Origin of the sequence: Rhizobium binxianense, assembly GCF_028994275.1 — a bacterium.
Lineage (GTDB): Bacteria > Pseudomonadota > Alphaproteobacteria > Rhizobiales > Rhizobiaceae > Rhizobium > Rhizobium binxianense.
Window position 1 is genome coordinate 1,031,269 of record NZ_CP118713.1, and the last position, 12,914, is coordinate 1,044,182.

13 protein-coding genes are annotated in these 12,914 nt (G+C 60.0%); 10 read left to right on the top strand and 3 right to left on the bottom strand.

Going from position 1 to position 12,914, the window contains the following annotated elements; translation table 11 throughout:
* Positions 1 to 36: 36 nt before the first annotated feature.
* The gene (locus PO860_RS05140; protein WP_183606326.1) at positions 37 to 933 is read right to left on the bottom strand and encodes an alpha/beta fold hydrolase; all 897 of its coding nucleotides are present in this window, start codon (positions 931 to 933) and stop codon (positions 37 to 39) included.
* 63 nt (positions 934 to 996) lie between these two features.
* The gene (locus PO860_RS05145; RefSeq protein WP_272783352.1) at positions 997 to 3,072 is read right to left on the bottom strand and encodes a lytic transglycosylase domain-containing protein; all 2,076 of its coding nucleotides are present in this window, start codon (positions 3,070 to 3,072) and stop codon (positions 997 to 999) included.
* A 212-nt stretch (positions 3,073 to 3,284) separates the two neighbouring features.
* Here PO860_RS05145 and dapA point away from each other — a divergent pair, with 212 nt between their 5' ends.
* Both dapA and smpB read left to right on the top strand, forming a co-directional pair.
* Positions 3,285 to 4,169: a 4-hydroxy-tetrahydrodipicolinate synthase gene (gene dapA, locus PO860_RS05150; RefSeq protein ID WP_097617477.1), complete on the top strand. Its 885-nt coding sequence runs from the start codon at positions 3,285 to 3,287 to the stop codon at positions 4,167 to 4,169.
* 162 nt (positions 4,170 to 4,331) lie between these two features.
* Positions 4,332 to 4,811: an SsrA-binding protein SmpB gene (gene smpB, locus PO860_RS05155; protein WP_012557117.1), complete on the top strand. Its 480-nt coding sequence runs from the start codon at positions 4,332 to 4,334 to the stop codon at positions 4,809 to 4,811.
* A 73-nt stretch (positions 4,812 to 4,884) separates the two neighbouring features.
* Here smpB and PO860_RS05160 read toward each other — a convergent pair whose 3' ends face one another.
* Positions 4,885 to 5,466: a LabA-like NYN domain-containing protein gene (locus tag PO860_RS05160; RefSeq protein ID WP_011424718.1), complete on the bottom strand. Its 582-nt coding sequence runs from the start codon at positions 5,464 to 5,466 to the stop codon at positions 4,885 to 4,887.
* A gap of 298 nt (positions 5,467 to 5,764) precedes the next feature.
* On the opposite strand from PO860_RS05160, the gene rpoZ reads away from it, so the two are divergent.
* From rpoZ to era, 8 genes are all read left to right on the top strand, one after another.
* Positions 5,765 to 6,169, top strand: a complete 405-nt coding sequence (rpoZ, locus tag PO860_RS05165; protein WP_003574261.1) for a DNA-directed RNA polymerase subunit omega — start codon at positions 5,765 to 5,767, stop codon at positions 6,167 to 6,169.
* A 181-nt stretch (positions 6,170 to 6,350) separates the two neighbouring features.
* Complete coding sequence (locus PO860_RS05170; RefSeq protein WP_183606328.1) at positions 6,351 to 8,585, top strand: RelA/SpoT family protein; 2,235 nt, start codon at positions 6,351 to 6,353, stop codon at positions 8,583 to 8,585.
* A 194-nt stretch (positions 8,586 to 8,779) separates the two neighbouring features.
* Positions 8,780 to 8,929: a DUF3563 family protein gene (locus PO860_RS05175; protein WP_003578264.1), complete on the top strand. Its 150-nt coding sequence runs from the start codon at positions 8,780 to 8,782 to the stop codon at positions 8,927 to 8,929.
* 158 nt (positions 8,930 to 9,087) lie between these two features.
* Positions 9,088 to 9,678 (top strand): DUF2062 domain-containing protein, encoded by a 591-nt coding sequence (locus PO860_RS05180; RefSeq protein ID WP_272783353.1) that lies wholly within the window; start codon positions 9,088 to 9,090, stop codon positions 9,676 to 9,678.
* A 38-nt stretch (positions 9,679 to 9,716) separates the two neighbouring features.
* Entirely contained in the window at positions 9,717 to 10,121 is a 405-nt protein-coding gene (gene acpS, locus PO860_RS05185) for a holo-ACP synthase (protein WP_183606330.1), read from the top strand.
* A gap of 309 nt (positions 10,122 to 10,430) precedes the next feature.
* Entirely contained in the window at positions 10,431 to 11,174 is a 744-nt protein-coding gene (gene lepB, locus PO860_RS05190) for a signal peptidase I (RefSeq protein ID WP_273884087.1), read from the top strand.
* The gene (gene rnc, locus PO860_RS05195) at positions 11,171 to 11,890 is read left to right on the top strand and encodes a ribonuclease III (RefSeq protein WP_011651202.1); all 720 of its coding nucleotides are present in this window, start codon (positions 11,171 to 11,173) and stop codon (positions 11,888 to 11,890) included. The genes lepB and rnc overlap by 4 nt, the downstream gene beginning before the upstream one ends.
* Positions 11,891 to 11,897: 7 nt before the next feature.
* The gene (era, locus tag PO860_RS05200; protein ID WP_183606332.1) at positions 11,898 to 12,839 is read left to right on the top strand and encodes a GTPase Era; all 942 of its coding nucleotides are present in this window, start codon (positions 11,898 to 11,900) and stop codon (positions 12,837 to 12,839) included.
* Positions 12,840 to 12,914: the final 75 nt, after the last annotated feature.

Consider the following 12,914-nt stretch of genomic DNA (forward strand, 5'->3'; position numbering starts at 1 on the left):
CATGGCAAATGTGCCGACGGACTGGCTTCGATAAGGTTACTGGCAAGAGGCGAGAAAGGCTCGAATCGCTGCGGGGATGTTGCCGAGATGCAGGAGGGGCGCGTGTCCATGTCCTTCGGCGGCATGAAGGATCAACTTCGGATGCCGCCGTGCCATTTCGTTCGCGGTTTCCTGTGAAAGCAGCGACGTGTTTTCGCCGCGGATCAGCATCAGCGGCAAGTGGCTCAGCTTCTCGAATTGCTCCCAGAGATCGAGCAACGGCTGGCTGAAATCGATCGATTTCAGCGCTTCGGCGATCGCCGGGTCGAAATCGGCGATCGGTCTTCCGCCGACGTCTCGATAAAGCGCCAGCGCCATCTCCCGCCAGTCTTGCTCTGCAAGCGCGGTGAACGCCGCGCCATGATTTTCCTTCAATATTTCGACCGCTTCGCGCCAGTCTGCCGGCCTTCTGCCGCTGTTGAGGTAGTCGCGGATCAGCGCTAGCCCCTTGGCCTCGACGGCAGGCCCGATATCATTGAGGATGACGGCTTCGAGAAGATCCGGCCGCATCACTGCGATCAGATGCAGGATCAGCCCACCCCGGGACGTGCCGACGAAGACGGCCCGCTCGATGCCGAGCGCCGCGCAAGCGGCAACGACATCGCCGGCCTCGATGGCGAGATTGTAGTTCGCCTTGTTCTCATCCCATGCCGAGTTTCCCCGCCCGCGCGAATCGAGCGCGATGACCCTGCGTGGTGCTGTTATGTCCTGGGAGAGCAGCAGCGCCAGCGGATGAAAATCCCGCGTATTGCGGGTCAGGCCGGGCAGGCAGATGACCGGCAGCCGTCCGGCGGTTGCCGTCTCGCCGGGCCAATAGTCGCGGGCATAAAGCTTCAGCCCATCGGGAGACGTATAAAATCGTTCCTGGAAACCGCTTGCATAATTATCCGGCATTGCATCCTCGAGATCTGTTTGATCGCGAAGATGTAGCCTGCTTTTCCGGCTGCGCCAAACGCCTTAGGAAGCACTGCGTCCGCCGATGAGGTCGCGCTCGATATCGGTGGGCTGGCCGAGGCGAGCCTTGTACACCTCGTAATTCTCCATCACCCGCTGGACGTAGTTCCGCGTTTCGGGGAAGGGGATGCGCTCGATCCAGTCGACGATCTCGTCGATCGACCTGCCGCGCGGATCGCCGTAACGGCCGATCCATTCCGGCACCCGTTTCGGCCCGGCATTGTAGGCAATGAAGGTCAGGATATAGGAGCCGCCGAAGGCTTCGATCTGCTCACCTAGATAATGCGCGCCGAGTGTGGCGTTATAACCGGCATCGGCCGTCAGCTTGTCTTTCGAATAGGCGATGTTGTGGCGCTTGGCCACCGCCTGGGCCGTCCCCGGCAGAAGCTGCAGCAATCCCCGCGCATTCGCCGCTGAAACGGCGGCTGGGTTGAAGGCGCTTTCCTGCCGGGCGATGGCATAGGCGAGCGCCTTGCCGGAGCCGGAGATGTTGGCATTCGCCGGGATGACGCCGACCGGAAAGGCGAGCGCTGCGACATCGATGCCGCGGCCATAGGCGATCTTGCCGATCTGCAGCGACAAATGATGATCGCCGGATTGCTCGGCCTGCGCCGCAAGCACGGCCAGTTCGCCGGGGCTCTGCAACTGGTCGGCAAGCGCAAGATAGAGAATATCGGCCCGCCATCCATGGCCTGCGGCCTCTAGTCGGGCGATCGCCTGCACCGCTTCACGTGCCTGAAAGCGTTGCCGGTCGGCCGTGCTCGGCGCGGGATAGGTAACGTTCAGCGTCTTTCGCCCCAGCTTTTCGGCCGCGAGCTGACCGTAGAAGGTGCCGGGGAAGGTCGCAGCCTTCCCATAGAATTCGCTGGATTTGCCGGGGCCCCCGGCTTCGGCCGCCCGTCCCAGCCAGTACCAGGCGCGTGAAACCGAGATCGGCCCGTTTGATGTCTGGAGAATCTTGCGGAAGTGTTTTTCCGCGGTTGCCGGATCCTGCAGGCCGCGAAGCGCGTACCATCCGGCATGGAACTCAGCCTCGACGATGTCAGTCGGGCTCGTTGCGGCGTAATTGGCGACGATGCGATAGGCAGGCTTGAACTGTCCCTGGTCGACGAGACCACGGCTGACGATACGCTGCTCGTTCCACCACTCGCCGGAGTTGACAAGTTCGCTACGCTCGGGCGGCATCTGCTCCAGAAGTGCTGCCGCCTCGGCATATTTGTCCTGTTTGCGCAGATATTCAATCCGCGCAAACAGCAGGCCGGCATCGCCGCGCCATTTTGCATCGACAGCGTTGAGCAGCGCGCCGGCGTTGCCGGCTTTGGCGTCGACGGCAGACCAAGCCTTGTAGAGCGACTGGGCCTGGGCCATGTCGCCGAAGCGCTTGGCCTGCGCCACCCGGCCGCGATACATCAGATAGTCCATCCGCGCCTTATGGTCGGCAGGCGTCAACAGAGCTGAGAATTCGAGGAGGATCTTGTCCTCGGTCGCCTTGTCGAGAGCCTCTCCGCGCCAGACCTTGCGGATATATTTTGCCGCCTGCGCTTGTCTGCCTGATGCAACCAGCGCCCGGCCGAGGATGACGGCGCCCTGCATCGTCTCGGGCGCGGTATCGCCGAAGGCGGCGAGCACGGCGGATGGGGCGGGGTTCTCGTCATAGAGCGCACGTTCGGAATAGGAGCGCAGCCGCGAAAGGCCCGGCCAGCTCTTGAGCTCCTGCCCAGCACTGGCGATTTCATAGGAGGGGACGCCCTTCAATCCGGAAACGGCGATCGCCCAGGTGAGGATATGGCGGTCGAGCGTACCGCCCTGCATGCTGTCGCGGATCGACAGCGCCAGCTGCGGGTTCTTGTCGGAAAGCGCATCGAGGCCGGCTTTCAGGTCGCTGTTGACAGGCGCGATGGCCGGATTGCGCGGAATGGCGCCCGTTGTGATCGCTTCCGGCATGGCTGTTTGGGGAATGAAGCCGAGCGGCTTGACGCCAGGCATGGGCGTGCTCTCGCCCGGAAGCGGCGACGCTATGCTGCCCCACGCGGCGGCGGCGAAGCCGAAGGCGGACAGAATCAGGACAGCTTTCTTCATCCGGGATCTCGCAACGAAAACACGCCCTGCCATTTGGCTAGAGGCATCTTAACGAAACCTTACCGTACCAGGTAAAATTCATTCACATCTGCTATCGGAATTTGCCCTAAACCGAACTCTACGCGCTTGTCGCGATGATTTCGGCGCTCTATGGTGCGCAAAATATTCATGGAATGCGGCCGAAGCAAGGATTTGGTCGTGAGGAGCTTTGCATGTTCAATGGGTCCATTCCCGCCCTCGTCACCCCTTTCACGGATGCCGGACTGATCGACGAAGACAGCTTCGCTGCTCATGTCGACTGGCAGATCAAAGAAGGCAGCGGCGGTCTCGTTCCGGTCGGCACGACAGGCGAATCGCCGACGCTGTCGCATGCCGAACACAAACGGGTCGTGGAGCTGTGCATCGAGGTTGCTGCAAAACGCGTTCCCGTCATGGCCGGCGCCGGCTCGAACAACACGCGTGAGGCGGTCGAACTTGCCCAGCACGCCGAAAAGGTTGGTGCGGACGCCGTTCTGGTCGTCACTCCCTATTACAACAAGCCGACGCAGAAGGGTTTGATCGCGCATTTTTCGGCGATTGCCGAGGCCGTCGATCTGCCGATCTATATCTACAATATCCCCGGCCGCTCGGTGGTCGACATGACGCCGGAAACGATGGGTGCGCTCGCCAAGGCGCACCGCAATATCGTCGGCGTCAAGGATGCGACGGGCAAGATCGAGCGCGTCTCCGAACAGCGCATCACCTGCGGCAAGGATTTCCGACAGTTGTCGGGCGAGGATGCGACGGCACTCGGCTTCAACGCTCATGGCGGTGTCGGCTGTATTTCGGTCACGGCCAATGTCGCCCCGCGCCTTTGTGCCGACTTCCAGGCGGCGACGCTGGCGGGCGACTACATCAGCGCGCTGGAATATCAGGATCGGCTGATGCCGCTGCACAAGGCGATCTTCCTCGAGCCCGGTCTTTGCGGCGCCAAATACGGGCTCTCCCGGCTTGGCCGCATGAGCCGCAACGTCCGCTCGCCGCTGCTTTCGACACTGGAGCCGGCAACGGAAACGGCGATCGACGCTGCCCTGCGTCATGCCGGCCTTCTGAACTGAAGAGACCGGCCGTCTTCACAAGACCGGGTCGTTCCCTTACATAAAGGGCAAGTCCCTACGCAGAGCACGCTCTACACAGAGCAGGCCCTACAAAGAGCAGGCCCTACAAAGAGCAGGAATGAGGGCGCGGCTTTTCGCGCTCTAAATGAATGGAATATCGTCATGGCCCCCAAAGGCAGCCAGCGCGTCGTGAACAAGGTCGTGGCCGAAAACCGCAAGGCCCGCTTCAACTACGAGATCATCGATACCTACGAGGCCGGCCTCGTGCTGATGGGCACGGAGGTCAAGTCGCTGCGCGAAGGCAAGGCCAATATCGCCGAATCCTACGCGTCGGATGAGGGTGGCGAGATCTGGCTGATCAATTCCTACCTGCCGGAATACCTGCAGGCGAACCGCTTCAATCACGAACCCCGCCGGCGCCGCAAGCTGCTGCTGTCGGGCCGCGAGATCCATCGCCTGCGCTCTGCCGTCAACCGCGAGGGCATGACGCTGATCCCGCTGAAGATCTATTTCAACGACCGCGGTCGGGCGAAGATGGAACTCGCGCTCGCCAAGGGTAAGAAATTGCACGACAAGCGCGAGTCCGAGAAGGAGCGCGATTGGAACCGGCAAAAGAGCCGCCTGCTGAAGGATAACGGCTGACCACGCGGCATGCCCGATGATTGCCGTTTCGCACGGAATCATATTGTTTCTCAGTTTCGAGATGACGGGCGGATCAGTCCTCGAAATCGCTGGCCGGGGCGACTTCGACCGGGCGTGGAGCCCGCTCGGCGGGATCGCGACCGATTTCAGCCTTCAACGACAAGAGATCGATGAAATGATCGGCTTGGCGGCGGAGATCGTCGGCGATCATCGGCGGCTGGGTCGCCATGGTCGAGATCACCGAAACCTTGCGGCCTCGGCGCTGCAACGCCTCGACGAGGTTGGTGAAGTCGCCGTCGCCCGAGAAGATCACGAGATGATCGACCGTTTCGGATTGTTCCATGGCGTCGATCGCAAGCTCGATGTCCATGTTGCCTTTGATCTTTCGGCGACCCATGGAATCTGTGAATTCCTTGGCGGGCTTGGTGACGACTTTATAGCCGTTGTAGTCGAGCCAATCGATCAGTGGCCGGATCGACGAATATTCCTGATCCTCGATCAGAGCCGTATAATAGTAAGCGCGCAGGAGATAGCCGCGTTTCTGAAATGCTTTCAAGAGCTTACGGTAATCTATGTCGAAGCCGAGGCTCTTGGATGCAGCGTAGAGGTTGGCGCCGTCGATGAAGAGTGCAATTTTTTCGCGTGGGTCAAACATCGCTTACCAATCCAATGAGAGCAATCGAAATCCGCAAGTGCCAAACGTCAATAAAAACAATAGGTTGTTTTGTCGTTTTCGATCCGGTCCTTACTTTATGGATTATTCATATACCAAAGATTTAGGGCACGATTCGGCATATTCCAAGCAACCCTCGGTAGAATTATGACGTTCTCCATGGAAATTTAGCTCAGCCGCGGATAAAGACGAGGGGAGCCGGAATGAAAAACTTGTATTTGCCCGGTTTTAATTGTATCGGGCGTGCTAATCCCGAAATGACGACCGTAAAGGACAGGCAATGGCCCGTGTCACAGTTGAAGATTGCATCGACAAGGTGGAGAACCGCTTCGAGCTGGTTCTGCTCGCCAGCCACCGCGCCCGGCTGATTTCCCAGGGCGCCTCGATCACCATCGATCGCGACAACGACAAGAACCCGGTCGTGGCGCTGCGCGAAATCGCCGATGAGACGCTTTCGCCCGATGACCTCAAGGAAGATCTGATCCATTCGCTGCAAAAGCATGTCGAAGTCGATGAGCCCGAGCCCGATCCGGCAAGCATGATCGCCGCCGGCGGTGTCGCCGCAGCCGACAGCGAAGAGCAGGACGACCTGCCGGAAACGATCACTTTCGACCAGATGTCGGAAGAAGAGCTGCTTGCCGGCATCGAAGGCCTGGTGCCGCCGGAAAAGAGCGACGACTACTAAGCGTAGAGACCGGATTCCCGTCGCATTGGTCGGATGCGGCACGGAAACAGTTTCATGCGATGCAAAAGCGCGATGATTACCAATCGTCAATCTTGCGCCTTTATTGCTTAGGCATATTATTGCCCACGTGTGCGCCAATCGTTGATTGGCGCGCTTTTATTTTTATCGGAGTGGCTTTGGAATGATGCGGCAGTACGAGCTCGTGGAGCGGGTTCAGCAATACAAGCCCGACGCCAATGAAGCACTGCTGAACAAAGCCTATGTCTACGCCATGCAGAAACATGGCCAGCAAAAGCGCGCGAGCGGCGATCCCTATATTTCCCATCCGCTCGAAGTCGCCGCCATCCTCACCGACATGCATCTCGATGAATCGACGATCGCGGTTGCTCTGCTGCACGACACGATCGAGGATACGACGGCGACGCGCGCCGAGATCGACGAACTGTTCGGCGAGGATATCGGCCGCTTGGTCGAGGGCCTGACGAAGATCAAGAAGCTCGACCTCGTCACTAAGAAGGCCAAGCAGGCGGAAAACCTGCGCAAGCTGCTGCTCGCCATATCCGACGATGTGCGCGTGCTGCTCGTCAAGCTTGCCGACCGCCTGCACAATATGCGCACCCTCGACCACATGTCGGCCGACAAGCGTGCCCGCATCTCCGAAGAGACGATGGAGATCTATGCGCCGCTAGCCGGCCGCATGGGCATGCAGGACATGCGCGAGGAGTTGGAGGAACTCTCCTTCCGCCATATGAACCCGGAAGCCTACGAGACCGTCACCAAAAGACTGGAAGAGCTTTCCAAGCGCAACGAGGGTATTGTCAAGAAGATCGAGGCCGAACTGCGCGACCTGCTGGTGGCAAGCGGCCTGACGAGCGCCTATGTCAAGGGCCGGCAGAAGAAGCCCTATTCGGTCTTCCGCAAGATGCAGTCGAAGTCGCTTTCCTTCGAGCAGCTTTCCGATGTCTATGGCTTCCGTTTGATCGTCGAGGACATCCCGTCCTGTTACCGGGCGCTCGGCATCGTCCACACCCGCTGGCGCGTCGTGCCCGGCCGCTTCAAGGACTATATCTCGACACCGAAGCAGAACGATTACCGGTCGCTGCACACGACTATCGTCGGTCCGTCCAGCCAGCGCATCGAACTGCAGATCCGCACCAAGCGCATGCATGAAATCGCCGAATTCGGCATCGCCGCCCACACGCTTTATAAGGACGGCGCTACCAATGCCGATGGCGACATCCTTTCTCGCGAATCCAATGCCTATTCCTGGCTGCGCCACACGATCGAGGCGCTCGCCGAGGGTGACAGCCCGGAAGAATTCCTCGAACACACCAAGCTTGAGCTCTTCCAGGACCAGGTCTTCTGCTTCACGCCGAAGGGCAAGCTGATTGCCCTGCCGCGTGGCGCCACTCCGATCGATTTCGCCTATGCGGTGCACACCAATATCGGCGACACCACGGTGGGCGCCAAGATCAACGGTCGCATCATGCCGCTGGTGACGCGGCTTGCCAATGGCGACGAGGTCGAGATCATCCGCTCCGGCGTGCAGGTTCCGCCCGCCGCCTGGGAGGAGATCGTCGTCACCGGCAAGGCGCGTGCCGCCATCCGCCGCGCCACCCGCATGGCAATCCGCAAGCAATATGCCGGCCTCGGTCACCGCATTCTCGAGCGCACCTTCGACAGAGCCGGCAAGATTTTCTCTCGCGAGGCGATGAAGCCGGCGCTGCACCGCCTCGGTCAGAAGGATGTCGAGGATGCGATCGCCGCCGTCGGCCGCGGCGAGATGTCCTCGCTCGATGTGCTGCGCGCCGTCTATCCCGACCATCAGGATGAGCGCGTCACCGTCAAGCCCTCCGGCGATGACGGTTGGTTCAACGTCCGCAGCGCCGCCGGCATGATCTTCAAGATCCCCGGCAAGACCAAGCCCGGGCTCGACGGCGGCCATCCGGAGGTCGACACCGATGTTGATATCGGGCCGATCCGCGGCCTGTCCGGCAATGTCGACGTCAAGTTCGCGTCGACCGGCGCCGTGCCCGGCGATCGCATCGTCGGCATCATGGACCAGGGCAAGGGCATCACCATATATCCGATCCAGTCGCCGAGCCTGCAGCGGTTCGACGATCAGCCCGACCGCTGGATCGACGTTCGCTGGGATCTCGACGAAGCCAACAAGTCGCGTTTCATGGCGCGCATCATGGTGAATGGGTTGAATGAGCCCGGCACGCTTGCCAAGGTCGCCCAGACGGTTGCAGGCCTCGACGTCAATATCCGGTTGTTGAACACGGTGCGCGTCGCGGCCGATTTCACCGAAATGATGCTCGAGGTCGAGGTCTGGGACCTGCGTCAGCTCAATCAACTGCTCGCCCAGATGAAGGATCTGGATTGCATCGCCACGGTGCGGCGGCTCTACGAGTAGGATTTTGTTAAGCCTGTCGCCGGCTGGATCGGAAAATTGCACATTTTGTGATCGTTTCGTGGTCGGAGTGGCGCATTGGATAGGCAAGCAATGCGAAGGACGCATGGCTGTTCTCCATGTTGCAGCGGTGGTAATTAACCTCTGCCGCGACTATCTTCTGCTCATCGAAAACAAACAGAAGATGAGACAAGGTAATGTTTGACCCTATCAGGAAAATCGCTCGCGCCCTTCGCGCTCCGACTGCCCAGGAACGTGAAATGGCATATTTGAACGGCTCGTTCGATCGTATCGATCTCGAGTTTCGTCAGCGCCAGGTCGATCGCGGTCTGTTCCGCAATCGCTGATACTGAACTTCTGTACTTGAGATGGGTGAGGGACGTTATGATAACGGACGCCCCTCGGCATGAAGAAGCTCCCCGCTGCTTTGGGGACTGAACTGTTTTTTCGGCGGTACCATTTGCCGCTCTTGTCATGGTCATGTGCGCTGCACTAAATACCGGCCATGTTGTTTCGCCGTCGCAAACCCGCGGGATTCAAGGAAAAGATGCGAGAGCTTTTATGGCCCCGCAAAGGTTTCCTTCGTCCGCTCCGTTACCTCTCCATGCGCATCCTGCGCCTGAGCGCTTCGCCGCATGCGGTCGCGGCCGGCGTCGCTGCCGGTGTCTTCGTCTCGTGGACGCCTTTCATCGGCGTGCATTTCGTCATGGCGTTTGTGATCACCTATTTCCTCTCCGGCAGTATGGTGGCCGCCGCCCTTGGCTGCGCGGCCTTCGGCAATCCGCTGACCTATCCCTTCATCTGGGGCATCACCTGGGAGATCGGGCATCTGCTGTTGAGTCGTGAGGATCATCTGGCCGGTCAGACGGTGGATCTCGCAGCCCTCTTTCACAAGCTGAACTTCACCGAGCTGTGGAAGCCGGTGCTGGAACCGATGCTGGTCGGCGCCATTCCGCCGGCGATCGTCACCTCCGTTGCGCTCTATGCGCTGACATTCTACACCGTGAAGGGTTTTCAGACGCGCCGCCACACACGGCTGCTGGAGCGGGCGCGCCTGCGCCTGGCCAGCCCGGCCGGCGACATGCCGAGTGTATGAGCCCGATCAAGAATTCTTAAGCGACGGAAGGTTCCGGCATGATCATCGGCATTGGCAGCGATCTGATCGACATTCGCCGCGTCGAGAAATCCATCGAGCGCTTCGGCGACCGCTTCACCCATCGCTGCTTCACCGAGATTGAGCGCGCGCGGTCCGACCGCCGCGCAAATCGTGGTGCATCCTACGCCAAACGTTTTGCCGCCAAGGAGGCCTGTTCCAAGGCGCTCGGCACCGGTATCGCCCAGGGCGTCTTCTGGAAGGACATGGGCGTCGTCAACCTGCCGAGCGGCAAGCCGACCATGGTTCTATCAGGTGCTGCCGCCCTGATCCTGGAATCGATGCTGCCGGCGGGCCACAGGCCCGCCATTCATTTGACAATAACGGATGATTATCCCTTGGCGCAGGCCTTCGTGATTATCGAGGCGTTGCCCGAGAGCGTATGACCGCACGTCGGGAGCGTTGATCGCGACCTCGGGAGCGTTGATCGCGACCTCGGGAGCGTTGATCGCGACCCCGGAAGCATTTGACGCGACCTCTCGTCGCTTTTGATGCTGTCGCCATTGCCGCAACCGGCCGAAGCCGATAGAACAGGATGATTTCGGGCCGACCCGGCCTAAAATCTGAATCCTGTTCTAGATTAAGATTTAGAGCATGATGTCGTCCGAAAACCGCTCACACTTTTCGGCATCATGCTCTAGAGAGAACGACAGAAAGAATTGCGCCGCCGCGGCGTCTTGAAGGAATAAGACTGCGTGTCCGAAAAAGTCGAAGCCAAGCCGAACGCCCTCTGGGAAAATATCAAAGTCATCATTCAGGCGCTGATTTTGGCGATGCTGATCCGAACGGTGTTGTTCCAGCCCTTTACCATTCCGTCCGGTTCGATGATGCCCACGCTTCTCGTCGGCGACTATATCTTCGTCAATAAGTTCGCTTACGGCTATTCGAAATATTCGCTGCCTTTCTCGCCCGACATCTTCAGCGGCCGCCTGTTCGGCGCCGATCCGAAGCGTGGCGACATCGTCGTCTTCCGCTTCCCGCCAAATCCTGAGGTCGATTACATCAAGCGCTGCATCGGCCTGCCGGGCGACCATATCCAGGTGACCGACGGCGTGCTCTACGTCAACGGCAAGCCGGTTCCAAAGGTAGCGGATGGTACGTTTACGTCGGATTACAAGCTCGATCCAGGTGCCGATGTGCCGGTCTTCCGCGAAACGCTCGACAACGGCAAGACCTATGACACGCTCGATCAGTCTCCTGTGTCGCGCGGCGATAACACCCGTGAATTCATCGTGCCGGAAGGCCATTATTTCATGATGGGCGACAACCGCGACAACTCGCTCGACAGCCGCTTCGACGTCGGCTTCGTGCCGGCCGAAAATCTTGTCGGCCGCGCCAGCGTGATCTTCTTCTCGCTCGGCAACGACACCTCTTTCCGCGAAATTTGGAAGTGGCCGACGAACATGCGCTGGGACCGCCTCTTCAAGGTTGTTGAATGAGTAAGGCGCAGACGCTTTCTGCGGCGGACCGCGCAAAGCTTGAAGGCCTGATCGGTCACGACTTCGCCGAAAAGGAACGCCTCGACCGGGCGCTGACCCATGCCAGCGCCCGCACGGAAAAGGGCGGCAATTACGAACGGCTGGAATTCCTCGGCGACAGGGTCCTCGGGCTCTGCATCGCCGAGCTCTTGTTTCGTACCTTTGGCACGGCGGGGGAAGGCGAGCTCTCGGTCCGTCTCAACCAGCTCGTCAGTGCTGAAACCTGCGCAGCGGTCGCCGACGAGCTCAATCTTCACCTCTATATTCGCACCGGCGCCGATGTGAAGAAGTTGACCGGCAAGCGCATGATGAACGTGCGTGCCGACGTCGTCGAAAGCCTGATCGCCGCGATCTACCTCGACGGCGGCCTTGAGGTCGCCCGCCGCTTCATTCTGCGCTATTGGCAGGGCAGGGCGGTCAGGGCCGATGGCGCCAAGCGCGATGCCAAAACCGAGCTGCAGGAATGGTCGCACGCGAAATTCGGCGTCACCCCGATCTATCGGGTTGATGAACGCAGCGGACCGGATCATGATCCGCGCTTCAAGGTGACGGTGGAAGTTGCTGGCATTAAGCCCGAAACCGGCGTAGAGCGGTCAAAGCGTGCCGCTGAACAGGTTGCGGCGACGAAGATGCTTGAGCGCGAAGGCATTTGGCAGCAATCGCCTGCCGGAAACTGACGGGACAATGACACAAGAAGAAGATATCGCGGCCGGAGCTGCCGCAGAAACCAGTGGTCCGACGCATTCGGGCTTCGTCGCGCTGATCGGGCCGACCAATGCCGGCAAGTCGACGTTGGTCAACCGCCTCGTCGGTGCCAAAGTGTCGATCGTCAGCCATAAGGTGCAGACGACGCGCGCGATCGTCCGCGGCATTGCCATCCACGACAACGCCCAGATCGTCTTCATGGATACGCCCGGTATCTTCAAGCCGCGCCGCCGGCTCGACCGCGCCATGGTGACCTCGGCCTGGGGCGGTGCCAAGGATGCCGATCTGATCGTGCTACTGATCGACAGCGAGCGCGGCCTGCGTGGCGATGCTGAAGCCATCCTCGAAGGTCTGAAGGAAGTCCGCCAGCCGAAGATCCTGCTGCTGAATAAGATCGACCGCGTCAACCGCGAGGATCTGCTGGCGTTGGCCGCTGCCGCCAACGAGAAGATCGCTTTCGAGCGCACCTTCATGATCTCGGCCGAAAACGGCTCCGGCTGCGACGATGTCATGGACTATCTGGCGAAGACCCTCCCGGAGGGGCCGTGGTACTATCCGGAAGACCAGATCTCCGATCTGCCGATGCGCCAGCTTGCTGCCGAGATCACCCGCGAGAAGCTGTTTCTGCGCCTGCACCAGGAGCTTCCCTATGCCTCGCATGTCGAAACGGAGAAGTGGGAAGAGCGCAAGGACGGCTCTGTGCGCATCGAGCAGGTGATCTATCTCGAGCGCGACAGCCAGAAGAAGATTGCGCTCGGCAAGGGCGGTGAAACTATCAAGGCGATCTCGACTGCGTCGCGCAAGGAATTGTCGGAAATCCTGGAACAGCCGGTCCATCTCTTCCTGTTCGTCAAGGTTCGCGAGAATTGGGGCGATGATCCCGAGCGCTTCCGCGAAATGGGCCTCGATTTCCCGAAATAACCAAGGCAAGGATTCCGTCTGGCAGGCGCCAGCCCTTTGTTTCCGCATAAAAAAAGCGCCTCGCTCATGGAACAA